The organism is Lysobacter yananisis, from assembly GCF_031199375.1.
GTDB lineage: Bacteria > Pseudomonadota > Gammaproteobacteria > Xanthomonadales > Xanthomonadaceae > Lysobacter > Lysobacter yananisis.
The window spans coordinates 2,964,948-2,989,123 of record NZ_CP133568.1; the positions used below are offsets into that span (position 1 = coordinate 2,964,948).

General features: G+C 71.3%; 21 protein-coding genes and 2 pseudogenes. 14 read left to right on the forward strand and 9 right to left on the reverse strand.

Features of this window, described 5'->3' with window-relative positions:
* Positions 1–27 precede the first annotated feature (27 nt).
* The 4 genes from cobT (at position 28) to RDV84_RS12570 (ending at position 3,765) form a co-directional block, all read left to right on the forward strand.
* On the forward strand, positions 28–1,116 hold the full coding sequence (cobT, locus tag RDV84_RS12555) for a nicotinate-nucleotide--dimethylbenzimidazole phosphoribosyltransferase (RefSeq protein WP_309153581.1): 1,089 nt from the start codon (positions 28–30) through the stop codon (positions 1,114–1,116).
* A gap of 130 nt (positions 1,117–1,246) precedes the next feature.
* Positions 1,247–1,855 (forward strand): histidine phosphatase family protein, encoded by a 609-nt coding sequence (locus RDV84_RS12560; RefSeq protein ID WP_309153582.1) that lies wholly within the window; start codon positions 1,247–1,249, stop codon positions 1,853–1,855.
* Positions 1,852–2,595 carry an adenosylcobinamide-GDP ribazoletransferase gene (locus tag RDV84_RS12565; protein WP_309153583.1) on the forward strand — a complete coding sequence of 248 codons (744 nt, stop codon included), beginning with the start codon at positions 1,852–1,854 and terminating at the stop codon, positions 2,593–2,595. The genes RDV84_RS12560 and RDV84_RS12565 overlap by 4 nt, the downstream gene beginning before the upstream one ends.
* A gap of 123 nt (positions 2,596–2,718) precedes the next feature.
* On the forward strand, positions 2,719–3,765 hold the full coding sequence (locus RDV84_RS12570) for an AraC family transcriptional regulator (protein WP_057948766.1): 1,047 nt from the start codon (positions 2,719–2,721) through the stop codon (positions 3,763–3,765).
* 412 nt (positions 3,766–4,177) lie between these two features.
* On the opposite strand, the gene RDV84_RS12575 is transcribed toward RDV84_RS12570, so the two are convergent.
* Complete coding sequence (locus tag RDV84_RS12575) at positions 4,178–4,855, reverse strand: YceH family protein (protein ID WP_309153584.1); 678 nt, start codon at positions 4,853–4,855, stop codon at positions 4,178–4,180.
* A 171-nt stretch (positions 4,856–5,026) separates the two neighbouring features.
* Positions 5,027–6,715: a YbaL family putative K(+) efflux transporter gene (ybaL, locus tag RDV84_RS12580; protein WP_057948765.1), complete on the reverse strand. Its 1,689-nt coding sequence runs from the start codon at positions 6,713–6,715 to the stop codon at positions 5,027–5,029.
* 638 nt (positions 6,716–7,353) lie between these two features.
* Here ybaL and RDV84_RS12585 point away from each other — a divergent pair.
* Entirely contained in the window at positions 7,354–8,217 is an 864-nt protein-coding gene (locus tag RDV84_RS12585) for an alpha/beta fold hydrolase (RefSeq protein WP_309153585.1), read from the forward strand.
* A 77-nt stretch (positions 8,218–8,294) separates the two neighbouring features.
* Here RDV84_RS12585 and RDV84_RS12590 read toward each other — a convergent pair whose 3' ends face one another.
* On the reverse strand, positions 8,295–8,606 hold the full coding sequence (locus RDV84_RS12590) for a hypothetical protein (RefSeq protein WP_057948764.1): 312 nt from the start codon (positions 8,604–8,606) through the stop codon (positions 8,295–8,297).
* A 180-nt stretch (positions 8,607–8,786) separates the two neighbouring features.
* Positions 8,787–11,183 (reverse strand): TonB-dependent receptor plug domain-containing protein, encoded by a 2,397-nt coding sequence (locus RDV84_RS12595; protein ID WP_309153586.1) that lies wholly within the window; start codon positions 11,181–11,183, stop codon positions 8,787–8,789.
* A gap of 205 nt (positions 11,184–11,388) precedes the next feature.
* On the opposite strand from RDV84_RS12595, the gene RDV84_RS12600 reads away from it, so the two are divergent.
* From RDV84_RS12600 to RDV84_RS12610, 3 genes are all read left to right on the forward strand, one after another.
* Positions 11,389–13,251 carry an ABC-F family ATP-binding cassette domain-containing protein gene (locus RDV84_RS12600; RefSeq protein WP_309153587.1) on the forward strand — a complete coding sequence of 621 codons (1,863 nt, stop codon included), beginning with the start codon at positions 11,389–11,391 and terminating at the stop codon, positions 13,249–13,251.
* Between the two features lie 601 nt (positions 13,252–13,852).
* Positions 13,853–15,160: a cation:proton antiporter gene (locus RDV84_RS12605; protein ID WP_309153588.1), complete on the forward strand. Its 1,308-nt coding sequence runs from the start codon at positions 13,853–13,855 to the stop codon at positions 15,158–15,160.
* 109 nt (positions 15,161–15,269) lie between these two features.
* Entirely contained in the window at positions 15,270–15,605 is a 336-nt protein-coding gene (locus RDV84_RS12610; protein ID WP_309153589.1) for an FmdB family zinc ribbon protein, read from the forward strand.
* A 142-nt stretch (positions 15,606–15,747) separates the two neighbouring features.
* Here the strand turns inward: RDV84_RS12610 and RDV84_RS26360 are convergent.
* A pseudogene (locus tag RDV84_RS26360) lies at positions 15,748–15,822 on the reverse strand (DUF6053 domain-containing protein); the annotation flags it as partial.
* A gap of 143 nt (positions 15,823–15,965) precedes the next feature.
* Here RDV84_RS26360 and aspS point away from each other — a divergent pair.
* Positions 15,966–17,732, forward strand: a complete 1,767-nt coding sequence (aspS, locus tag RDV84_RS12615) for an aspartate--tRNA ligase (RefSeq protein WP_309153590.1) — start codon at positions 15,966–15,968, stop codon at positions 17,730–17,732.
* A 48-nt stretch (positions 17,733–17,780) separates the two neighbouring features.
* Here aspS and RDV84_RS26365 read toward each other — a convergent pair.
* Positions 17,781–17,963: pseudogene (locus tag RDV84_RS26365) on the reverse strand (DUF6053 domain-containing protein); the annotation flags it as partial.
* Between RDV84_RS26365 and RDV84_RS12620 the strand changes: the two are divergent.
* Positions 17,902–18,432: a GNAT family N-acetyltransferase gene (locus tag RDV84_RS12620; RefSeq protein ID WP_309153591.1), complete on the forward strand. Its 531-nt coding sequence runs from the start codon at positions 17,902–17,904 to the stop codon at positions 18,430–18,432. The pseudogene RDV84_RS26365 and the gene RDV84_RS12620 sit on opposite strands and share 62 nt — an antisense overlap.
* A 195-nt stretch (positions 18,433–18,627) precedes the next feature.
* Here RDV84_RS12620 and RDV84_RS12625 read toward each other — a convergent pair whose 3' ends face one another.
* From RDV84_RS12625 to RDV84_RS12635, 3 genes are all read right to left on the reverse strand, one after another.
* Positions 18,628–19,104 carry a hypothetical protein gene (locus tag RDV84_RS12625; protein WP_309153592.1) on the reverse strand — a complete coding sequence of 159 codons (477 nt, stop codon included), beginning with the start codon at positions 19,102–19,104 and terminating at the stop codon, positions 18,628–18,630.
* Between the two features lie 40 nt (positions 19,105–19,144).
* Positions 19,145–20,341, reverse strand: coding sequence for a LamG domain-containing protein (locus RDV84_RS12630; RefSeq protein ID WP_250449322.1), 1,197 nt, complete (start codon positions 20,339–20,341; stop codon positions 19,145–19,147).
* A gap of 172 nt (positions 20,342–20,513) precedes the next feature.
* The gene (locus RDV84_RS12635; RefSeq protein ID WP_057948756.1) at positions 20,514–20,855 is read right to left on the reverse strand and encodes a hypothetical protein; all 342 of its coding nucleotides are present in this window, start codon (positions 20,853–20,855) and stop codon (positions 20,514–20,516) included.
* A 457-nt stretch (positions 20,856–21,312) separates the two neighbouring features.
* Here RDV84_RS12635 and RDV84_RS12640 point away from each other — a divergent pair, with 457 nt between their 5' ends.
* From RDV84_RS12640 to ruvA, 4 genes are all read left to right on the forward strand, one after another.
* Positions 21,313–21,906: an alpha/beta fold hydrolase gene (locus RDV84_RS12640; RefSeq protein ID WP_241833609.1), complete on the forward strand. Its 594-nt coding sequence runs from the start codon at positions 21,313–21,315 to the stop codon at positions 21,904–21,906.
* A gap of 115 nt (positions 21,907–22,021) precedes the next feature.
* Complete coding sequence (locus RDV84_RS12645; protein ID WP_309153593.1) at positions 22,022–22,753, forward strand: YebC/PmpR family DNA-binding transcriptional regulator; 732 nt, start codon at positions 22,022–22,024, stop codon at positions 22,751–22,753.
* A 73-nt stretch (positions 22,754–22,826) separates the two neighbouring features.
* Complete coding sequence (gene ruvC / locus RDV84_RS12650) at positions 22,827–23,408, forward strand: crossover junction endodeoxyribonuclease RuvC (protein WP_078995539.1); 582 nt, start codon at positions 22,827–22,829, stop codon at positions 23,406–23,408.
* A 168-nt stretch (positions 23,409–23,576) separates the two neighbouring features.
* Positions 23,577–24,167 carry a Holliday junction branch migration protein RuvA gene (gene ruvA / locus RDV84_RS12655; RefSeq protein WP_057948752.1) on the forward strand — a complete coding sequence of 197 codons (591 nt, stop codon included), beginning with the start codon at positions 23,577–23,579 and terminating at the stop codon, positions 24,165–24,167.
* The last annotated feature ends 9 nt before the right edge of the window (positions 24,168–24,176 follow it).

Below are 24,176 nucleotides of genomic sequence, written 5' to 3' on the forward strand. Positions count from 1 at the left end.
AGCCCTGCGGATGCGGAGAACGCGGACTTGAACGACGAGACTTCCTGGTGGTTGCGCGAATGCCTGCGCGTCGACGAGGACAGCGCCGCGCAAGCGCGCGCGCGCCAGGACCAGCTGACCAAGCCGCCGGGTTCGCTCGGCCGGCTCGAAGAGCTCGCGGTGCGGCTGGCCGGATTGCAGCGCAGCCAGCGGCCGTCGCTGCAGCGGGTGTGGATCAGCGTGTTCGCCGCCGACCACGGCGTCGCCGCCGAGGGCGTGTCGGCGTTCCCGCAGGCGGTCACTGGCGAGATGCTGCGCAACTTCGCCGGCGGCGGCGCGGCGATCGCCGTGCTCGCGCGCAGCCTCGGCGCGAGCCTGGACGTGGTCAACCTCGGCACGGTCAACGACCCCGGCCCGATCAAGGGCGTGCACCGCGCGATCGTCGCCGCGTCCACGGCCAACTTCTGCGAAGCCGCGGCGATGACGCCGGCGCAGCTGTGCGCCGCGCTGGCCGCCGGCGCCGCCAGCGTGCGCGCCGCGCGCGACGCCGGCGCGCAGTTGTTCGTCGGCGGCGAGATGGGCATCGCCAACACCACCGCCGCCGCAGCCCTGGCCAGCGCGCTGCTGGACTGCGCGCCGGCGCGGCTGGCCGGCGCCGGCACCGGCCTGGACGCGGCCGGCATCGCCCACAAGACCGCGGTGATCGAACGCGCGCTGGCCCTGCATGCCGACGCCGGCAGCGACTGGGAACGGTTGCGCCGGCTCGGCGGTTTCGAGATCGCGGCCCTGACCGGCGCCTACATCGCCTGCGCCCAGGTCGGCGTGGCGGTGCTGGTCGACGGCTTCATCGCCACGGTCGCGGCGCTGGCCGCGCAGCGGCTCAATCCCGGTTGCGGCCCGTGGCTGCTGTACGCGCACCGTTCGCACGAACGCGGCCACGCCGCGCTGCTCGACGCGCTGGACGCGCAGCCGCTGCTCGATCTCGGCCTGCGCCTGGGCGAGGCCAGCGGCGCCGCGGTCGCGGTGCCGCTGCTGCGGCTGGCCTGCGAACTGCATGCGGGCATGGCGACCTTCGCCCAGGCCGGCGTGTCGGGCGCGAACGGTTCGCACAGCGCCCCGGCGGCCGCGCGCGCGTGAACGCACGCGCACTCGCGCGCGATGCGACCGGCGTGCGGCATATTCCCTTGCCGGCACACCTGCGGGCATCATCCGGTTCTTGCGCCGATTGCCCGTTCTTTCACCGACGCGTACAAGGACCGACGCCGCGATGAGCATCAACCCCGTGCACCTGGACCTGCTGCGCCACGGCGATACCGGCCACCGCAGCTATCGCGGCCAGCTCGACGACAGCCTGCTGGAACTGGGCTGGCGGCAGATGCGCGACGCCGTGCTCGGGCGCGAATGGGACGCCATCGTCAGCTCGCCGCTGCAGCGCTGCGCCGCGTTCGCGCAGGAATTGGCGCAGGCGCGCGGCCTGCCGTGGGCGCTGGAGCCGCGCCTGCGCGAATACCACTTCGGCGATTGGCAGGGCCGTCCGGTCGACGCCATCGCCGCGCAGGAAGGCGAGGCGCTGGCGCGGTTCTGGGCCGACCCGGTGGCGTATCCGCCGCCCGGCGCGGAGCGCTTCGACGACTTCGCCGCGCGCCTGACCGCGGCCATGGACGACATCGCCCAACGCCACGGCGGCCGCCGCGTGCTGGTGGTGACCCACGGCGGCGCGATCCGCCTGCTGCGCTGCATCGCCGCCGGCCGCCGCTACACCGACCTGCTCAACATCGACGTCGCCCACGCCTCGCTGCATGCGGTCAGTTGGCCGCCCAAGCCCGCGCGCGACGGCGCGGCGGCGCGCGCGCAGGCCGATCCGGTCGACGGGTGATGCGCGCCGCGCTGGCCGCGATCGGTTTCCTGACCCGGATTCCGGTGCCCGCGCGGGTCTTCGCCGATGCCGACGCGCAGCGTCGCGCGCTGGCCTGGTATCCGCTGGCCGGCGCGCTGATCGGCCTGCTGCTGTGCGCGCTGGCGTGGAGCTTGCAGACGCGGCCGCCGCTGTTGTCGGCGGCCTTGCTGCTGATCGCCTGGACCGCGCTGACCGGCGCGCTGCACCTGGACGGGCTGGCCGACACGGCCGACGCCTGGGTCGGCGGCCTGCGCGCCGATCCGCAGCAAAGCCGCGCGCGCACCCTGGACATCATGAAAGACCCGCGCAGCGGTCCGCTGGCGGTGACGGCGGTGGCCTTGCTGCTGTTGCTGAAATTCGCCGCGCTGGCGAGCCTGCCGGCGCCGGCCTGGGCCGCGCTGCTGCTGGCGCCGCTGCTGGCGCGCGCGGCGCTGACCCTGGCCTTCGTGACCACCCCGTACGTGCGCAGCGGCGGCCTCGGCCAGGCCTTGGCCGGCGCGCCGCGCGCGGGCTGCATCGCCGCGTTGATCGTCAGCGCCGCGGCCTGCGCGTTGGCCGGCTGGCGCGGCGCGCTGGCGTTGGCGGCGGCGCTGCTGGTGTTCGCGCTGTGGCGGCGCGCCTGCCTGCGCCGGCTGCAGGGCATGACCGGCGATACCTGCGGCGCCCTGGCCGAGCTGACCGAGGCGGCGGTGCTGGCGGCGCTGGCGCTGTCGTACTGATTCTCCGGCCGGAGTCGGCCAGAGCAGGCGAGAACCGGCGAAAGCGCAAGATAGGAACCGCCGCGCGCCGCCCCGGCTGCGATGCTGGCCGCCATCCCACCGCCGAGTGCGAGGAGCAAGACCATGCCTCCCGTCAAGGATTCGCCCGCCGCCGCATCCGTGGCCGATACGCCGGCCGTCGCCGCGCCGGCTGCGCACGCGGTCGAAGCGCATGCCGCCCCGGCGACCGTCGTCGCCGCTGCGCCGGAGTCCGGCCGCACCGCCGCCGCGCCCGCGCGCGCCGCGCTCAAGCCCGGCACCCGCGACGCCCACCACCGCCGAATCCAGCGCGCGGTGGCGCTGATCGAGCAAGCCATCGCCGCCGGCGAGGAGCCGCCGGAACTGGGCCGATTGGCCGAAGCGGCGGCGTTCTCGCCGTTCCACTTCCACCGCGTCTATCGCGCCATGACCGGCGAGACCACCGGCCAGACCGTGGCCCGGTTGCGCCTGCTGCAAGGCCTGCGCGTGCTCGCCGACGGCGGACGCAGCGTCACCGACGCCGCGCTCGCGGTCGGCTACCAGACCCCGCAGGCCTTCACCCGCGCGCTGCGCCAGGGCGTCGGCGGCACCCCGAGCGAACTGCGCGCCGAGCCCGAACGGCTATGGCGCGAGATCGACCGCCTGGCCCAGCCGCCCGCGCCGGAACACGGCGAGGCCGCGCCGCTGCGGGTGGAAGTGGTCAGCGTGGAGCCGTTCCAGGTCGCCGCGTTGCGGGTGACCGGCGCTTACCCCGAACAGAACCAGGGCTACGGCCGGCTGTTCGGCTGGGCCGCGCAGAACGGCCTGCTGGACTCGTTGCGCGGCCTCTACGGCATCCCGTTGGACGACCGCCGCGACGTCCCGCCGCAGGCTTGCGCCTTCGACTGCATGCTAGCCTTGGGCGCGCCGTTCGGCGCCGACGCCGGCGAGGGCATCCGCCTGCAGGTCCTGGGCGGCGGACGCTACGCGCGCGTCCGCCTGGTCGGCGCCTTCGACGGGCTCGAAGCGCTGACCGACGCCCTGCTCGCGCGCTGGTTGCCCGAGAGCGGCGAATCGCTGCGCGACGCCCCGCTGTTCCACGAATACCTGGACGACCCGGACGAAACCCCGGAAGCGGTGCTGCGCACCGATATCTACCTGCCGCTGGCCTGACCGGCGCGCCGCCGCGGCCGAACCCATCCCGCGAACCGCATCCGCGCGAAAACCATGGCGCGGCCGATGCCCCCGTTTCGACGCCGTTTGCGGCTGCCCCCTGTAGGAGCGGCGCAAGCCGCGACCGCGCTAATGCGAACGCCATCGAAGCGATCCGGAGCCGTGAACGTCGCCCGCCCGGGCAGCATGGCGCCGGCGATTGAGTTGTCGTGGTCGCGGCTCGCGCCGCTCCTACAGTCGCTGCGCCGCGGCTTCGGTTGCCCCCTGTAGGAGCGGCGCGAGCCGCGACCGCGCCAATGCGAACGCCGTCGGACCGATCAGGAGCCGTGAACGTCGCCCGCCCGGGAAGCATGGCGCTGGCGATCGCGTTGCCGCGGTCGCGGCTCGCGCCGCTCCTGCAGGAACCAACCGATCAGGCGCCGGCGGCTTCCAGGCGCGCTTCCAGTTCGGCGACCTTCGCTTCCAGCGCGGCGATGCGTTCGCCCAAGGCCGACTGCGCGGCCGGGCTCGCCAACGCCGGATCGGCGCCGGACGCGGCGGAGGTCCATTGCGGTTCGCCGCACAGCAGGTGGCCGTAGCGGTCTTCGCGCTGGCCGGACTGGCGGCCGAGCAGCTTGACCAGCGGCGGCTGGTGTTGGGCCAGCCGTTCCAGCGCGTATTGCACGTCGCCGGCCGCGTCGAACTTGGCCATGCGGTCGCTGCGGCTCAGCAGTTCGTTGACGGTCTGCGGGCCGCGCAGCATCAGCAGGGCCAGCAGCACGGTCTGCGGACGGGTCGCGTCGAGCGCGGTGCCGGCGCGGTGGCTGTAGCGTTCGGCGCGCGGGGAATGGTGCGATTTGACCCAGCCGCGCGGCTCCAGCTGGCGCAGCGCATGCGCCACCTCGCCCTGTTCCAGATTGGTGACCGGATCGCGCGAGGTCTTCTGGTTGCAGGCGACCACGATCGCGTTGAGGGTCAGCGGGTACACGTCCGGCGTGGTCGCTTCCTTCTCGATCAGCACCGCGACCACGCGCGCCTCGGTCGGGGTGAGTTGCGCCTCGACGGCGGCGGCTGGGGTGTCATCGGCGGCGGACGGATCGATATCGCTCATGGCTGCGGTTCGCGGGCGGCGTGGAAGGAGGCGGCGCAAGCGTATCGCGCCGCGGGCCGCCACGGACATCGCAGTCCGCGGCGGCGGGCGGACAGGCGCGGGCCGTCCGGGCTTAGAACGGCCGAGACCAGGACGGCCGAGGCCAGGCCGTCAGAGACCAGGCCGGCGCCCTCACGCCAGCGCCGTCGACGGCGGCAGGTGGCGCTCGCCGCGGTACACCGGCGCGGCCAGGACCATCTCGGCCAGGCTGTGCGCCAGCTCGCGCTCGGCCATCACCGCGCCGTCGGCGCCGTGCTCGATCAGGTGCTTGACCTCGTTGTCGCTGTGGGCGCGGGCGACGATGCTCAGCCCGGGGTTGATCTCGCGCAGCTTGGCGATGATCTCGCCGGCCTCCAGCGCCTGCGGGATCGCCAGCATCGCCGTGGTCGCGCGCTCGGGCACCGCTTCGCGCAGCACCCGCGGGTCGACCGCGTTGCCCAGGATCGCCGGCAACCCGGCCGCGCGCGCCTTGGCGATCAGGCTTTCCTCGCCGTCGATGACCACCATCGGCACCTTCTGCTCGCCCAGCAGGCGCGCCAGCTCGCTGCCGACGCGGCCGTAGCCGATCAGGATCACGTGGTTGTCGATGTCGGCCGGCACCGGCGGCGCATCCTCGCCGCGGGCTTCCTGCGCCGCCGCGGCTTCGCGCGCGTTCTTGCGGTCGAGCCAGGCGAACAGCAGCGGGTTGACCACGATCGACAACAAAGCGCCGGCCAGGATCAGGTCGTGGCCTTCCTTCGGCAGGATCTCCAGGTCCATGCCGAGGCCGGCGAGGATGAAGGAGAACTCGCCGATCTGGGCCAGGCTGGCCGAGATCATCAGCGCGGTCGAGCTCGGCTTGCCGAACGCGCGCACCAGGGCGTAGGCCGCGACCGACTTGCCGATCACGATGATGGCGAACACCGCCAGCACTTCCAGCGGCTCCTGGATCAGGATCTGCGGATCGAACAGCATGCCGACGGAAACGAAGAACAGCACCGCGAACGCCTCGCGCAGCGGCAGGGTCTCGTTGGCGGCCTGATGGCTGAACTCGGATTCGTTGAGCATCATGCCGGCGAAGAACGCGCCCAGCGCGAACGACACGCCGAACAGCGTGGCCGAACCGAACGCCACGCCCAGCGCGATCGCCAGCACGCACAGGGTGAACAGCTCGCGCGAGCCGGTGCCGGCGACGCGTTCGAGGATCCACGGGATCACCCGGCGGCCGACGATCAGCATGAAGGCGACGAAGGCGCCGACCTTGGCCAGGGTCACGAACAACTGGCTCCAGATCTGGCTGGCGTCGCCGGCTTCGCCCTTGAGCAGGCCGGCCAGCGCCGGCAGCAGCACCAGGGCCAGCACCATCGCCAGGTCTTCGACGATCAGCCAGCCGACCGCGATGCGGCCCTTGGCGGTTTCCACCAGGCGCCGTTCTTCCAATGCGCGCAACAGCACCACGGTACTGGCCACCGACAGCGCCAGACCGAACACCAGGCCGGCGCCGTGCGACCAGCCCAGGTAATACGCCATGCCCCAGCCCAGGGCCGTGGCGACCGCGATCTGCAATACCGCGCCCGGTAGCGCGATGGCCTTCACCTCCAGCAAGTCGCCGAGGGAAAAGTGCAGGCCGACGCCGAACATCAGCAGGATGACGCCGATTTCCGCGAGCTGCGGCGCGAGCGTCTGGTCGCCGACGAAGCCGGGCGTGAAGGGGCCGGCGATGACGCCGGCGATGAGGTAGCCCACCAGCGGCGACAGCCGCAGGCGTTGAGCGATCATTCCGAAGATGAAGGCCAGGACGAAGCCGGCTACCAGGATCGCGATCAGGGACGTGTGGTGCATCGGCTCTCCTGTGGTCTGGTCCTTGCAAGAATGTGCGCTGAACCGGTCAGATGCAAGGTTTTCCGGTGCGATTCATGCTCGCAAACGATTGTTTCTGCGAGATTTTTCCGCGAAGACGCGGCGCGCGGACGAGAGCCGGACGCACCCGCCCGGGCCCGCGCGGCAAGGCCTGCAGCCGAGTGGGGACAGCGGGTTTTATGCCTGCGCGCCGGTCGCTCCGGCGTGATGCGCGAGGATGAACCGGGATTCATCCCCGCGTCGTCGCGACGGCGGCGGTGGGCGGATTTGCGCGGGAGGCGGCCGGGAATGCGCGGGCGGACGGGTCGCGCCCGCGCGTTGGCCGGGGTCTGAGACCGCGCGATCGGCGAGTGGTTCCCGCCAACCGAAAGCACGAGCGTTCGCGTTTCCCGCCGCAGTCCCTGTAGGAGCGACGCAAGTCGCGACCGCGCCAACCCAACCGCGACGAACGCGGCCATGAGCGGAAAACCGCACACCGCAACTCACATCGCCGCGCTGGCCCGTATCGAAGCCACCGCGCGACATCGCCCGCGCATGCGCGCTTAACGGAACGTGGACCCACGCCCGCTAGCATCGCCCGCAACCTGACGCATGCCCCCAACGCGGGCGAGGAGCACGCGATGCGCCACCTGACCACGCAGATCGACGGCACCGACATCTTCTACCGCGAAGCCGGCCCCGCCGACGCGCCGGTGCTGCTGCTGCCGCATGGCTATCCCTGTTCCTCGTTCCAGTACCGCCGCCTGATGCCCGCGTTGAGCGACCGCTGGCGCACGCTGGCGCCGGACTTCCCTGGGTTCGGCTACAGCGGCACGCCCGATCCGCAAGGCTTCGGTTACGACTTCGACGCCTACGCCGACTTCCTCGCTAAGTTCGCCGACCGGTTGCGGTTGAAGCGCTACGCGCTGTGGCTGCACGACTACGGCTCGCAGATCGGCCTGCGCCACGCGATCGCGCATCCGCAGCGCATCGCCGCGCTGATCGTGCAGAACGGCGACATCTACGAAGACGCGCTGGGCCCCAAGTACGCGACGATCAAGAGGTACTGGGCCGACCGCTCGCCGCGCAATCGCGCGCCGCTGGAGGAAGCGGTCAGCGAACAGGGTTTTCGCGACGAGTTCGTCGGCGAGGTGAGCGACGAAGTCGCGTCGCGCGTCGCGCCGGACCTGTGGAAACTGCATTGGCCGCTGATGGACACGCCGGTGCGGCGCGCGGCGATGGTCGGCTTGATGGACAAACTGGAAGCGAACCTCGACTGGTTCCCGCGTTATCAGCGCTACCTGCGCGAGCATCGCCCGCCGGCGCTGATCGTCTGGGGGCCGCGGGACGGCTACATGCCGGCCGCCGCGGCGCGCGCGTACCTGCGCGACCTGCCCGACGCCGAGCTGCACCTGCTCGACGGCGCCGGCCACTGGCTGCTGGAAACCCATTTCGACCAGGCGCTGCCGCGGGTCCGCGAGTTCCTGCAACGCGCGCACGGGTGACGTCCGCTGCGCCGTGGGCATAAAAAAGCCCCGCCGGACGCGGGGCTCGGAGTCGGCCATCGGCCGCGGCGAACGCGTTACTGCGCGCTGCGGCGCGCCTGCGGCCGGCGATCCGCGAGGTCGCGCGCCTGCGGCAACGGATTTTCGACGATCGCCGGCGACGCCGACAGGCGCGCCGCGCGCGGATTGTTGCAGAAGGTCTCTTCGCACAACTGCCGCGATTCTTCGCAGGCCTGTTCCTTCTCCGGCGTGTCGGCGCGGCTCATGCAGCGGACGAACAGCCAGGGACAATCGTTGCAGGCCGCGAACGCGCTGGAGATCGGCAGCAACGCGGAAATGGCGGTGACGGTGGCGAGCAGTACGGGGGGCAGCAAGCGAGACTTGAACATGACGGTCCTTCCCATGGTCGCGCCGAGTCGTTCGGCCCGCCGAAGGTAGCACCGGGGTCGCGTGGGTTTTGGGCGCGTCGCACAAAACCGGGCCGAAAGCCGCCGCGCCGCCGATCCCGTCGGCGACGCGGCGCTGGTTTCACAACGCCCGGGAGGCGGCGCGCGCCGCCTCCCGCGCCGTCACCACTTGTACCCGACCTTGGCGTACGCGAACGCGCCGTTGAACCCGAACGGCGCGTAGCTGGTGTACGGCAGCTGCCCGCTCTCGCTATTGGCGTAGATCGCCTCGTCCGGGTATTCGTTGAGCACGTTGTCGCCGCCGACGGTGAACTCCCAGCCGTCCACCGCATAGGTCGCGGCGAGGTCGAGCGTCCACTTCGCCGCGAAGGTCTGGTCGCGGATGCCGCTGGGGTCGTCGTTGAAGGTGTGGAACTCGCCGTAGCGGGTGGCGGTGGCGTCGAAGCGCCAGCCGTCGCGCTTCCAGCTGCCGCCGAGGAAGAATTTGTCGCGCGGCGCGCCCTGGGTGATGCGGCCTTGCTCGACCCGGCCGATGCGCTGCAGGTTCAGGCCGCCGGCGGTCAGCTGCGGCGGGTTCGGCGCGATCCGCTCCAGCGTGGTCTTGTTGCGGTTGTAGCCGGCGGTGAGGTCGAGCGTGCCGCCTTTGATCTCGAAACCGTAGCTGCCGACGATGTCGAGGCCGCGGGTGCGCGTGTCCACCGCGTTGGTGAAGTAACGCCCGCCGTTGATGCCGGGGTGGCCGCGCGCTTCCAGGAAGCTCGCCACCGCCGGGCCGCGCAGGTTCTCCGAGAGGATGATGCGGTCGTCGATGTCGACCTGGTAGGCGTCGACGGTGATGTACAGGCCCTCGGCCGGCTGCAGCACCAGGCCCAGGCCGAGGTTGGTCGATTCCTCGGCCTTGAGCGGCTCGGCGCCGAGCGCGACCGCGGCCGGGTCGTCGACGGCGAAGGTGCGCACCTGGAACGGGTTGGGATCGCCGAGCACGATCACGGTCTGGGTGGACTGGTAGAACTGCTGCTGCAGCGACGGCGCGCGGAAGCCCGTGGACACGGTGCCGCGCAGCGCGACCTTGTCGGTGAAGGCGTAGCGCGCCGACAGCTTGCCCGAGGTGGTTTCGCCGAAATCGCTGTAGCGCTCGTAGCGCGCCGCGGCGCCGAGCGAGAGCTTGTCGGTCACGTCGGTTTCCAGGTCCGCATAGAACGAGTAGCTGTGGCGGTCGCGGCGGCTGGCGTCGGCCGGGGTGAAGCCGGGGAACACCTGCGCGCCGGGCGCGCCGGGCTCGGGGCCGGCGATGTAGGAGGCCGGCTCGCCCGCGCCCTGGTCGAATTTTTCGCCGCGCCATTCCGCGCCGAAGGCCACCGTCAGCGGGTACTTCAGCCAGCCCACGTCGAAGGCTTTGTCGAAGTCGGCGTTGAGCACGTTCTGGGTGGTTTCCAGCGTGCCGATGTAGAAGCTGCGCGGCGAGGCGGCGCCGAGGGTGCGGTTGAGGCTGTGGCGCACGTCGAAGTCGAGCTGGTTGCGGCCGTAGTTGTAGCTCAGGTCGAGGTTCCAGCCGCCGGCGGTTTGTCCGCGCAGGCCCAGGACGAAGGCGCGGTCCTGGCTGAGGTTGTCGATCTGCGGCAGGAAGCCGTCGGGATAGACCGAGAGGATGTTGTTCGGATTGCCCGGCGCGCGGTAGTAGCCGTTGGAGATCGCGCGGCGGCGGCTGGCGGTGCCGAAGGAATAGAACTCCACGCCCTCGGCCGCCTGGTAGCGCGCGTTGTAGGCGAACGCGGCCTGGTCGATTTCCGGATCGCCGTAGCGGTGGACCACGCGGCCCTTGGGATTGCTGGTCGGCGTGACCGGGCCGAGGTAGGGACGGGCGCGGTTGGTGTTGTCGCTGTGGCCGCCCTGCGCGGCCAGGTGCAGCGCGCCGTTGTCGCCGAGCTTGAAGCCGGCGTCGCCGGACAGCTGGTACTGCTCGCCGTCGCCGGCGCTGTACTGGCCGTAGCGCGCGGCGACCGAGCCGCCTTCGCCGGCGCCCTTGAGCACGATGTTGACCACGCCGGCGATGGCGTCGGAGCCGTATTGCGCGGATGCGCCGTCGCGCAGCACTTCGACGCGTTCGATCGCGGCGATCGGGATCGCGTTGAGGTCGACCGGCGAGGAGCCGCGGCCGATGCTGTCGTTGAGGTTGATCAGCGCGGTGGTGTGGCGGCGCTTGCCGTTGACCAGCACCAGCACCTGGTCCGGGGCGAGGCCGCGCAGCTGCGCCGGGCGCACCGCGTCGGTGGCGTCGGTGATCGAGGGGCGCGGGAAGTTCAGCGAGGGCAGGGCGCGGGCCAGCGCGGTCGCCAGCTCGACCGTGCCGGTGGCCTCCAGGGTCTGCGGGGCGATGATGTCGATCGGCGCGGTGGACTCGGCCACGGTGCGGTCGGACACGCGCGTGCCGGTGACGATCAGGGTGTCGAGGTTGGTCGGGTTGGCGCGTTCGGCGTCGGCCGGGGCGTCGGCGGCGGCCACGGGAGCGGCGAGGGCGAGCAGGACGGCGCTGCTGAGCAGGGACAGGCGGCGGTGCATGAAGACTCCGGGCGGTGCGAACGGGGAACGTCGGGCCGAGCGAACCCGCGCGGCCGGCCCGGTGGGGCGGTTTGCCGCGAAAGGCGATCTCGTTGACGCGTGGGGGCGGTCTGAGGCCGGCGTCTGGATTATTCGATGCCGGCCCGGCGCGCGGCCGAACCGATCCTCATGAGCAAATGCCGATCAGTCATGCGACCATATCGGCATGATTTCCTTCCGTGATTTCGCCCTTCGGCGCGGCGAACGCCTGCTCCTGTCCAATGTCGACCTGGCCCTGCACGCGGGCTGGCGGGTCGGCGTCATCGGCCGCAACGGCACCGGCAAGTCCTCGCTGTTCGCGGCGATCCAGGGCGAAGTCGAGGCCGACCGCGGCGACATCGACGTGCCCAACCGGGTGCGCATCGCCAGCGTCGCCCAGGAAACCCCGGCGCTGCCCGATCCGGCGCTGGACTTCGTCCTGTCCGGCGACATCGAAGTGCACAAGGCGGTCATCGCCGAGCGCGAGGCGGTCGAGCGCGAGGACTGGGAGGCGGTGGCCGAGGCCCACCACCGGCTCGAGGAGATCGGCGGCTACGACGCCACCGCGCGCGCCGGCAAGCTGCTGCACGGCCTGGGCTTCAGCCCCGACACCCACGAGCGCGCGGTCAAGGAATTCTCCGGCGGCTGGCGCGTGCGCCTGAACCTGGCGCGGGCGCTGATGATGCCGTCCGACCTGCTGCTGCTCGACGAACCGACCAACCACCTCGACCTCGACGCGGTGCTGTGGCTGGAGCAATGGCTGCTGAAGTACCCGGGCACGCTGCTGATGATTTCGCACGACCGCGAGTTCCTCGACGGAGTCAGCACCCACACCCTGCACCTGCACGAAGGCAAGGCCAAGCTCTACGTCGGCGACTACACCGCGTTCGAGCGCCAGCGCGCCGAGCACCTGCGCCAGCAGCAGATCGCGTTCGAGAAGGAACAGGTCGAGCGCGCCCACCTGCAGAGCTTCATCGACCGGTTCAAGGCCAAGGCCAGCAAGGCCAAGCAGGCGCAGAGCCGGATGAAGCGGCTGGCCAAGCTGGCCGGCACCGAGGCGGTGCGCGCCGAGCGCTCGCTGCGCATCGACTTCCCCGAGCCGGCCAAGCTGCCGCACGCGCTTCTGCGCCTGGTCGAGGCCGATTGCGGCTACGGAACGCACCAGGTGCTCGGCAACGCCAGCTTCATCATGGAAGCCGGCGACCGGGTGGCCCTGCTGGGTCCCAACGGCGCCGGCAAGTCGACCCTGGTGAAGACCCTGGTCGGCGAAATCCCGCTGCTGGCCGGCGAGCGCAGCGGCCATCCGGACCTGCGCATCGGCTACTTCGCCCAGCACACGGTCGAATCGCTGCAGGAAGGGCGCAGCCCGATCGACCACCTCGGCGACCTCGCTCCGGGCGTGGCGACGCAGCAGCTGCGCGACTTCCTGGGCAAGTGGAATTTCCCCGGCGACCGCGCGTTCGAATCGGTCGACGGCTTCTCCGGCGGCGAGCGCGCGCGCCTGGCGCTGGCGCTGATCGCCTGGCGCAAGCCCAATGTGCTGCTGCTCGACGAACCGACTAACCACCTCGACCTGGACATGCGCGAAGCGCTGGCCGAGGCGCTGAGCGACTTCGACGGCGCGATCGTGCTGGTCTCGCACGACCGCCACCTGATCGGCCTGGTCTGCGACACCTTCGTGCGCGTCGCCGACGGCGTCGCCCAGCCGTTCGACGGCGACCTCGACGCGTACGCGGTGTGGCTGCGCACGCGCGAAGACAGCGGCGAGGGCAAGAAGGCCAAGGCCGCGCCGGCCGTCGCCGCGGCTGCGGCCGCACCGGCGGCGGGCAAGCCGGGCAAGAAGGTCAACCCGGTCAAGCTGGCCGAGGCCGAGAAGCGCGTGGCCGAGCTGGAATCGAAGCTGCACACCCTCGACATGGACCTCGCCGACCCGACCAAGTACGCCGGCGGCGGCGACAACGCCAGCGAACTGGCGCGCCAGCGCGAGGCGATGGCGGCGGAGCTGGAAAAGGCCGAGGCGGCGTGGATGGCGTTGTACGACGGCGCTTGAGGCGGCGGTTCGACGGTTGCGATTCGGGGCCGGGTTCCGAACCGCCCGAGCTTGCGCCGCCGATGCGCTTGGGGGCGGCCAGTCCGATACGCCCCGACCCGCACGCCACTTAACCCGTACGCCCTCATAACCCGTGCACCCCCATAACCCGTGCACCCCCATAACCCGTGCACCCCCATAACCCGTGCACCCCCATAACCCGTGCACCCCCATAACCCGTGCACCCCATAACCCGTGCACCTCATAACCCGTGCACCCCATAACCCGTACGCCCTCATAACCCGTACGCCCTCATAACCCGTACGCCCTCATAACCCGTCATTCCGGCGAAAGCCGGAACCCATTTTGATTTTGCTTCTGGCATTCGCGAACGCACTCCCGTTCGCGCGAAGGCTCACGCAACGGCGAAGTCAAAATGGGTTCCGGCTTTCGCCGGAATGACGGGGGTGAAGTATTCGTGGCGCCCGCCGCGCCCGCCGTGCCCGCCGTGCCCGCGGTGCCGACGAACACGCGCAACGCCTGCATCGCGCCGCCCCGGCTTGTCGCCCTCTCCACACCCGACCCCCTATCGTCCCGCCCTGATTTCGCACCAGGGGGCCGCATGAGCCGCGAACTGATCTATCTGCTGCTGATCTTCGGCCTGCTGGTCGTCCCGCGCGCGCTGCAGCGCTACAAGATCCCGGCGCCGCTGACCTGCCTGCTGTTCGGCATCGTCGCGATGCTGGCCTGGGGCGACAAGTCGCACGACACCGTGGTGGCGATGCTGGCCACGCTCGGCATCTCCTCGCTGTTCCTGTTCGCCGGCCTGGAAGTGGAGCTCAGCGCGCTGCGCAAGGGGCTGTGGCCGCTGATCGCGCACCTGGTGATCCGCACCGCGACGCTGTTCGGCGTGGGCTGGCTGGCCTGGCGCTATGCCGGCATGGGCTGGCAGGCCGCGGGGTTGCTGGCGCTGGCGCTGCTGACGCCGTCGACCGGTTTCATCCTCGACAGCCTGGCCCGGTTGGGCCTGGACGAGGAGGAGCGGTTCTGGGTCACCAGCAAGGCCATCGCCGGCGAACTGCTGGCGCTGGTGGCGCTGTTCGTGGTGCTGCAGGCCGGCGATCCGATGCGCATGGCGCTGTCCTCGACCGCGTTGATCGCGATGCTGATCGGGCTGCCGCTGGTGTTCGTCGCGCTCGGCCGCTGGGTCGCGCCGCATGCGCCTGGCTCGGAGTTCTCGCTGCTGGTGATGGTCGGCATGATCGCCGCGTTCGCCACCGCCAAGCTCGGCGTCTACTACCTGGTCGGCGCCTTCGTCGCCGGCCTGATCGCGCGCCTGCTGCGCGAGCGCATGCCGCGCCTGGCCTCGCACGAGAACCTGCACGCGGTGCGGCTGTTCGCCTCGTTCTTCGTCCCGTTCTACTTCTTCAACGCCGGCACCAAGGTGCCCAGCGGCGCGCTGAGCTTCGAGGCGCTGGGGCTGGGCCTGCTGCTGACGGCGGTGGTGCTGCCGCTGCGGGTCGGGGTGATCTGGCTGCAGCGGCGCGCGCTGTTCGGCGAGAAGCACGGCGCCAGCCTGCGGGTGTCGGTGGCGCTGGCGCCGACCCTGATCTTCACCCTGGTGCTGGCGGCGATCCTGCGCGACCGCTTCGCCCTGCCGGACGCCTGGTTCGGCGCGCTGCTGCTGTACGCGACCCTGACCACGATCCTGCCGTCGCTGGTGTTCCGCACCCCGTTCGACGTGGACCCGGCCGAGGACCATGGCCCGGTGCATCCGGACGACGCCGGCGACCGCCGCCGGCGCGCCGCGGCGGCGGGCAACGCCGCCGCCGAGCCGGAACCGACCGCCGTCCCCGCGGCCGCTGTGGCGCCCGCGGCCACGGGCCCGGCGACCGCCACCCGGGCCGATCCGCACCCGCCGGGCGGCTGACCCGCCGGCGCCGCGGGCGTTTCGGGCGACCGGGACGCCCGCGCGCTTGCATCGGCGGCCACGAGCCCCAAACTAGCCAGCCTGAGTCGGCTTCCCCACGTTTCCCGCCATGCCCATCTACGCGTTCCAGTGCAATGCCTGCGGCCACACCTTCGACCGCCTGCAGAAGCTCTCCGATCCCGATCCGACCGTGTGCCCCGAGTGCGGCGCCGAGCAGGTCGGGCGCCAGCTGACCGCGCCGCAGTTCCGTCTGGCCGGCGGCGGCTGGTACGAGACCGATTTCAAGAAGGACGGCGACAAGAAGCGCAACCTCGCCGGTGAGGGCGGCAGCGGCGGCGCGGCGACGGCCAAGCCGGCCGAGGCGAAGACTGAAAAGAAGGCCGACCCGGCGCCCGCGGCCGCGCCGGCTCCGGCGAGCAAGCCGGCGGCCAGCGGCGGCAGCTGATCGCCGGACCGAGTTCGGACTTCCGCAAAGGGCGCCGCAGGGCGCCCTTTGCCGTTGTAGGAGGGCCTTGAGGCCGCCTTACCGTTGACTTGCGGCATCGGCCTGCAGAGCCGAGCTTGCTTTCCTTGTGCCTTGTGGGAGGGCCTTCAGGCCGGATGCGTTCCGGTCGGATCGGAGCGGCCTGATCCAAAAGCATCGGGCCTGAAGGCCCTCCCACGAAATCGCCTAGAATGTGCGGTCCCGGCCCCCGGCCGGCGAGGCGCTCGCAGCCCGGCTTCCGCCGCGGCCCCCGCGGGCCGCCTGCGGCAAACCCCCACGATCCAACGATCGGCCCGGCCGATCGATCAATCCGGAGCTTCCATGCGTACCCACTTCTGCGGCCTCGTCGACGAGGCGCTGATCGGCCAGACCGTCACCCTGTGCGGCTGGGTCAACACCAACCGTGTCCAGAGCCACGTGGTGTTCACCGATCTGCGCGATCACGAGGGCGTGGTGCAGATCGTGGTCGATTCCGACATGGGCGAGCTGTTCAAGACCGCCGGCGATCTGAGCGTGGAAAGCTGCGTGCGCGTGACCGGCAGCGTGCGCGCGCGCGGCGCGGCCAACGACAAGATCCGCAGCGGCAAGGTCGAAGTGCTGGCCGAGCGGATCGAAGTGCTCAACAAGGCCGAGCCGCTGCCGTTCCACGCCCACGAGAACGCCGGCGAGGAAACCCGCCTGACCTACCGCTACCTGGACCTGCGCCGTCCGGAAATGCAGAAGATGATGCGCACCCGCATCCGCCTGGTGCAGTCGCTGCGCCGCTGGCTGGACGAGCGCGGCTTCCAGGACATCGAGACCCCGATCCTGACCAAGGCCACGCCCGAGGGCGCGCGCGACTTCCTGGTCCCGGCGCGCATGCACCCGGGCGAGTTCTACGCGCTGCCGCAGTCGCCGCAGCTGTTCAAGCAGATCCTGATGGTGGCCGGCTTCGACCGCTATTACCAAATCGCGCGCTGCTTCCGCGACGAAGCGCTGCGCGCCGACCGCCAGCTCGAATTCACCCAGCTCGACATGGAGTTCGCCTGGGTGTCCGAGCGCGACGTGCAGGACACCGTCGAAGGCATGATCCGCGAAGTGTTCAAGGACACCATCGGCGTCGAGCTCGACGCGCAGTTCCCGCGCATGACCTACGCCGAAGCCATGCGCCGCTACGGCTCGGACAAGCCCGACCTGCGCATCGGGCTGGAATTCGCCGACATCGCCGAACTGGTCAAGAGCTGCGAGTTCAAGGTCTTCACCGATTGGGCCAACCACGCCGACGGCCGTGTGATCGCGCTGCGCGCGCCGGGCGCGGCCGGCTGGTCGCGCAAGCAGATCGACGAGGCCGGCGCGCACGCGGCCAAGCACGGCGCCAAGGGCCTGGCGTGGATGAAGATCGAGGACGCGTCCAAGGGCCGCGAAGGCATCAATTCGCCGATCGCCAAGTTCTTCGACGACGCCACCCTGGCCGCGATCGTCGAGGCCGCCGGTGCGCAAACCGGCGACGCGATCTTCTTCGGCGCCGCCGACTACAAGACCGCCAGCGACTTCATGGGCGCGCTGCGCCTGAAGCTCGGCAAGGATCTCGGCCTGGTCGGCGAAGGCTGGAAGCCGCTGTGGGTCACCGACTTCCCGATGTTCGAGTGGGACGAGGAAGTGCAGCGCTACGTCGCCCTGCATCACCCCTTCACCGCGCCGGCCGTGGACGACATCGCCGACCTGCGCGCCAACGCCAAGACCGCGGTGTCGCGCGGCTACGACATGGTGCTCAACGGCAACGAGATCGGCGGCGGTTCGATCCGCATCCACCGTCCGCAGATGCAGTCGGCGGTGTTCGACCTGCTCGGCATCGGCGCGGAAGAGGCCGAAGCCAAGTTCGGCTTCCTGCTCGACGCGCTCAAGTACGGCGCGCCGCCGCACGGCGGCATCGCCTTCGGCATCGACCGCATCGCCGCGCTGATGGCCGGTACCGAATCGATCCGCGACGTCATCGCCTTCCCCAAGACCACCACCGCGCAGTGCCTGATGACCGGCGCGCCGTCGCCGATCCCGGACGCGCAGCTGGCCGAAGTGCACGTGATGGTGCGGCCGAAGGATCCGGCCTGATCCACCCGCGGCGGTCCGCTGCGAACGCCGGGCCGCTGCTTTAGTTGTCGTGGGAGGGGCTTCAGCCCCGATGCTTTCCGATCCGGTCGTGATGATCTGACCGAAAAGCATCGGGGCTGAAGCCCCTTCCACATTCGGAATCCGCCGCAACCTCGCCCGAACGCCCGCCATGTCAGCGAACTTCCGCATCCGCCGCGCCGCGCCGGCCGACACCGCCGCCCTGGCCGACATTTCCGCCCGCAGCTTCGTCGAGACCTTCGGCGATTCCTATCCGCCCGACGACCTGTCGCGCTTTCTCGCCGAGACCTATTCGCACGACGCCATCGGCGCCTTGCTGGCCGATCCGCGCTACGGCGCGTGGCTGTTGGAGCGCGACGGCGTCGCGGTCGGCCACGCGCTGGCCGGCGAGTGCGGCCTGCCGCACGCCGACGTCGCGCCCGGCGACGGCGAGCTCAAGCGCCTGTACGTGCTGGGCGAGGCGCAGAACGGCGGCTGGGGCGGGCGGCTGTTCGAAACCGCGCTGGCCTGGCTGGAGCGCGACGGCCCGCGCACGCTGTGGATCGGGGTGTGGTCGGAGAACTACGGCGCGCAGCGGTTCTATGGGCGCCACGGCTTCGAGAAAGTGGGGCATTACGAGTTCGTCGTCGGCGCGACCCGCGACCACGAGTTCATCCTGCGCCGCAGCGCCGCGCCGCGATAACCGCAAGGGCTGACTGTAGGAGCGGCGCAAGCCGCGACCGCGCCGATACGAACGCCGGCGTCGCCGTCGTGGTCTCCGGACGTTGTCCGCCCGGGAATGCCTGCGCCGACGCATGCGGTTTAGCGGTCGCGGCTCGCGCCGCTGCCACAACAAGTCGGCGCAGCCGCGCGGACGCGCGGCTACGCCGACGCCGCATCACTTCGCGTCGAGCAAGACGTTCAACGTGGTCGCATCGAGCACGCCGCGCTTCTGTCCGAGCTTGAGCAGCATCGATTCCAGGTCGCCGGCCGCGGCCGACACCCGCGTCGCCGCGGTCGCCGACTTGAACTCGGTGGCGACGGCCGTGTCCACGCTCAGATTGCGGCCTTTGACCGTGACCGCCTGCGGCCGGGCCTTCGCGGCCGAACCGCCGACGTGTTCGATCAGGATGCCGTTGTAGCCCAGCACCGGTTCGGTCGCCGCGCCCGCGCGCGCCGGCGCGGACATGGCATCGCCGAGGCGGCTTTCGATCGCGCGCAGCTGGGACGGATCGGTCACCGTCAGCTCCGGATTCGGCCGGCCCGAATACACCAGGTAGGTGATGCGCAGCCCCGGCGCGTCGGCGGCCTGGGCGAACAGCGGCGCGGCCAGCAAGGCCGCGGCGAACAGGGTGGCGAAAGAACGCGTGCGCATGATTCCTCCTTGACCGCGGGCGATGGACGCGGGGACGGGCTCAGTTGATCTGCTCATGGCCGCTCCCCTCGATGCTGTCCGACCAGACCCGGTAGAACCCGCAGAAATCCGAGTACGGCCCGCGGTTGGCGGTGCGCGGATCGCCGATCTCGTTGCCGGAATTGTCGCGGTTGGTGGCCGCGGTCTGGCCGGGCTTGTGGGTCCACTTGCCGTTGGCGTCGCGGCGGTACCAGTGATAGTCGTAACCCGGCGCCACCACCAGCGCGGCGATGTTCTTGTAGCTGGCGGCGTTGATCGCGGTGTCGGCGACCGGCTCCAGGCCGTCGCGCTCGGCCGCGGCGCGCACCGCCGCGCAGCTCAGCGAACTGTATTGCGCGCTGGCGGCGCGGCCGGGCTGGGCGAAGGTGTTGGTGGCGCGGCCGTTGGCGTAGTTGTAGCAATTGTTGTAGCGCTGGCGGGTGCCGCCGTCGTTCCAGTAGGTCGGCTGATAGTTGGTGCGGCCGGGGAACATGATGTCGCCCAGGCCGCCGCTGGCGTCGGCCGGCAGCGCGCGGTTGTAGACCAGCACTTCGTCGGCGCGGTCGTTGAAGCGGTACGAAGGCGAGCTGATGTGCCCGCCGATCATGAACGGCCGGGTGGTGTTGTCGAGGTTGCCGGCCATCGGCGTCGGCTGGCCGGTGGCGCGGCGTCCGTCGACGTAGAACGAGATCGTGTACGGCGCGCTGCTGCGGTTGACCACCGCGGCGATGTGGTGCCAGCGGTTCGCCGCGAGGCTCACGCTGCCGTCGGAGACGTAGTTGCCCCACGTGCTGCCGTCGTTGAGCTGCAACAGCACGTTGCGGCCCTGGTCGATGCCGAACGAATAGCCGCGGCCGCTGCCGTCGCCGCGGTTCTCGATCAGGGTCTTGACCCCCGACGAGCCCGGCGCGGCCAGCCGCACCCAGGCGGCGACGGTGAAGCTGCCGGTGCCGACGTTGAGGTTGGCCGAGTTCGGCACTTCGATGTACTTGCCGCCGCTGAGGTCGGCGGCGCTGCCGAGCCAGCCCCAGGACGAGGCCGCGCCGCCGATCACGCTGCCGTTGCGGCCGTAGCCGCTGGTGTCGGGGGCGCTGGTGCCGGACAGGTCCAGGTGCCATTCGCCGACCAGACCGTTGCTGACCCGCGGCGGGGCCGCCTGCGCGGCCAGCATCGGCGCGAGCGCCACTGCCAGCGCCAGGAACCACGAGGATCGATTCATAACCGCTCCATGGTGCGCGCCCACGCCGGGCGCCGCGCGAATCTAGTGGGGCGCCCGCGCGCGCGAACGTGATAGCGCACGCGGATCGGCCGCGGTCCGCGCCGCGGTTACATGATGTTTCGCGCTTATGTGCGCCGCGGCCGCTGCGAAACGCGACGCGGGCCGCGTCGGTTCAGCCGGCCCAGGGCAGCGCCTGTACGGCCTGGCGCAGCGGGCCGGGCCAGCGCAGCGCGGCGGCGGCCGGCGCCGGCGCCGCCGGCGCGACGGGCTGGGTGCAGCGGCAGTCGATCCGGCGCGGCGAGACCCAGCGCGCCGGCGACCACTGCATCAACTGCGGGTAGCTGCGCTCCAGCCGGGCGCCGGCGCGGTCGAGGAACATGTGCACCGGGTGCAGCGGTCCGGGATGGCCGGGCTGGGCGCAGGACACCGGCGCCACCGTGTACATCGCCACCGCCGCGAGCAGCGCCGAGGCGAGCACGTTGGCGATGGGCAGGGCGGGGGAGCGCGGGGCCATGCGGGGTACCGTCGGCGGCGGGTGGCGCGCATCCTGCGATGCGGGCGCCGTGCAATATTTGCACGGTGTCACAATATGAGTGCCAGCCTGTTTCACATTTGTCTTTCGATGACATCCATCGCATTTTCATGACGGATATCGCATCGACAGGGCTTGACTGCCCTGGCAGGGCGGCTCGCCCGGCTGCCCGGGGCGGGGCTGGGTCGAGACGCGGGCCTGGTTGGGCCGCGTCGAACCGTGAAGCCGGTACGGCTTGGCTGAACGATTGTAACCGCGCCGCCCGCGCGACTTCCGTGACAGCCTGGCTTCGCGCTACCGCCGCCCACCCGCAGCTGAGCGCCCGCCCGCCGCCCGCGCCGGCCCCCCTTGGCCCCCGCCGGCGCCGACCCGATAGTGACCGGGTCCCCGCTCACCGCCGCAGGCCATGGCCCGAACGCCGAATCTCCGCAGGATCGTGATGTTGCACGGCATCTGGATGCCCGGCGTGTCGATGGCCTGGCTCGGCGCGCGCCTGGCCGCGGCCGGCTTCCAGCCCGAGACCTTCGCCTATGCCGGCGCTGCCGCCGGTCCGGACGCGGTCGTGCCGAAGCTGGTCGACAGCCTGCGCCGCGCGCCCGCGCACGTGCTCGCCCACAGCCTGGGCGGCCTGATGACCCTGCGCGCCCTGCAACAGCATCCCGACCTGCCGGTGCGGCGGGTGGTGTGCCTGGGCTCGCCGCTGCTCGGCAGCGCCGCCGCCGACGGCCTGTCGCGCCACGCCTGGAGCGCGCCGATGCTCGGCCGCGCCGCCGCGCTGCTGCTGGAGGGTTGCCCGCCGTGGCAGGGCCAGGCCCAGGTCGGCTTGATCGCCGGCCGCACCCCGCACGGGCTGGGGCGCTGGTTCGGCCGTTTCGACGGCGACAGCGACGGCACCGTCGCGGTCGCCGAGACCCGCCTGGCGGGGCTGGCCGCGCACGCGGTCATCCCGGCCAGCCACAGCGGCCTGCTGTTCTCGGCGCAGGCCGCGCGCATGACCGAGGCCTTCTTCCGTCGCGGCCGCTTCGGCGACTGAGCGGCCGGCCCGGCGCACGGGCGTTCGCCGCCGCCCGGCGGAACGCGTTTTCGAGTCCGCGACCAGGACCGATCGGGTAAAATCGCCCGCTTTCCAGACACAAGCCGGTAACGCCATGGGTAGAGGTCCGTCGATCGAAGCACGCAAGAACGCCGAAGACGCGCGTCGCGGCAAGATCTTCACCAAGATCATCCGCGAGATCTCCGTGGCCGCGCGCCGCGGCGGCGGCGATCCCAACGGCAATCCGGCGCTGCGCACCGCGGTCGACAAGGGCCTGTCGGCGAACATGTCCAAGGACGTGATCGAGCGCGCGATCAAGAAGGCCACCGGCGCGCTGGAAGGCGTGGAATACGAGGAAGTGCGCTACGAGGGCTACGCCCCCGGCGGCGTGGCGGTGATCGTCGACTGCCTGACCGACAACAAGGTCCGCACCGTGGCCGACGTGCGCCACGCCTTCAGCAAGTTCGGCGGCAACCTCGGCACCGACGGCTCGGTGTCCTTCATGTTCGCCAAGCGCGGCGTGCTGTGGTTCGAGGCCGGTTCGGACGAAGAGAAGATCACCGAGGTCGCCATCGACGCCGGCGCCGACGACGTGATCGTCTATCCCGACGACGGCTCGATCGACGTGCTGACCGCGCCCGACGCCTTCGCCGTGGTCAAGGCGGCGATGGAAGCCGCCGGCCTCGCGCCCGGCCAGGCCGAAGTGACCTTCCGAGCCGACAACACCAGCGCCGTGGACGGCGAGACCGCCCAGCAGGTGGTCAAGCTGCTCAACTGGCTGGAAGACATGGACGACGTGCAGAACGTCTATTCCAACGCCGACCTCGGCGAGGACGCGTATGCGTAGCCGCGGCGCCCAGGGCCGCGGCCGCGCCGAGCGCGCGACCGCCCCGGGCACCGCGCTGCGCCAGCGCTAGCCGATGGCGACTTCCACAACCCGCAGCCCCATCGCAACCCGCAGCCCCACCGCGGCCAGCGTGCGCATCCTGGGCATCGACCCCGGCTCGCAGCGCACCGGCCTGGGCGTGATCGACGTCGCCGCCGACGGCCGCTGCACCTACGTGGCCGCGCGCGCGCTCAAGCTGCTCGACGCCGAGGACTTCCCCTCGCGCCTGGGCCTGCTGTGCGAGGGCCTGGAAGCGGCGCTGGACGAGTTCGCGCCGACCCAGGTCGCGATCGAGACGGTGTTCATGGACAAGTCCGCGACCTCCGCGCTCAAGCTCGGTCACGCCCGCGGCGCCGCCCTGGCCACGGTGGTGCGCCGGCGCATCCCGATCAGCGAGTACCCGCCGCGGGTCATCAAGCAGTCGCTGGTCGGCCGCGGCGCCGCCGACAAGCAGCAGGTCCAGCACATGGTGCGGCTGTTGCTGAATCTGCCCGAAGTGAAGCTGCAGGCCGACGCCGCCGACGCGCTTGCGGTCGCGCTGACCCATGCCCATATGAGCGCCACGGCCCAGCGCACCGGCATCGCCACCCACCAGCTGCGCAGGCGCGGCGCCTGAGATGGCCGCCGTCCGGGTCGTTGCCGCGTCGTGCGCGGCGCGCGGGGTAGGGACCCGCGCGCGCGACCGCGTTGTCCTTCGTAGCCGTCCGCGCGTTTCTTCCTCTTTCTTCCTCGTTTCGCCGCGCGCCGGTCATGGCGCGCGGCATGGTCTTTTCGGAGTCGCATCGTGATCGGTCGCCTCAAAGGCATCCTGGCGCACAAGCAGCCGCCGTGGCTGGTGGTCGACGTGCATGGCGTGGGCTACGAGCTCGAAGCGCCGATGAGCACGTTCTACGACCTGCCCGACGTCGGCCGCGAGGTCGCCTTGTTCACCCATTACGCGCAGAAGGAAGACAGCGTTTCGCTGTACGGCTTCCTGCGCGAGAGCGAGCGCCGGCTGTTCCGCGACGTGCAGAAGGTCAGCGGGATCGGCGCCAAGATCGCGCTGGCGGTGCTCTCGGGCGTGTCGGTGGACGAGTTCGCGCGCCAGGTCCAGGCCGGCGACGTCACCGCGCTGACCCGCATCCCCGGCATCGGCAAGAAGACCGCCGAGCGCATGGTGGTGGAACTGCGCGACCGCGCCGCCGACCTCATCGGCGCCGGCGCGACCCTGCCCAGCGGCGGCCTGCCGGCCGATCCGCAGAGCGAAGCCGTGATCGCCCTGCAGCAACTGGGCTACAAGCCGGCCGAAGCCGCGCGCATGGCCCGCGAGGCCACCGCCGCCGGCGACGATGCCGCCGCCATCATCCGCAAGGCGCTACAGTCCGCGCTGCGTTGAGCCCACGGC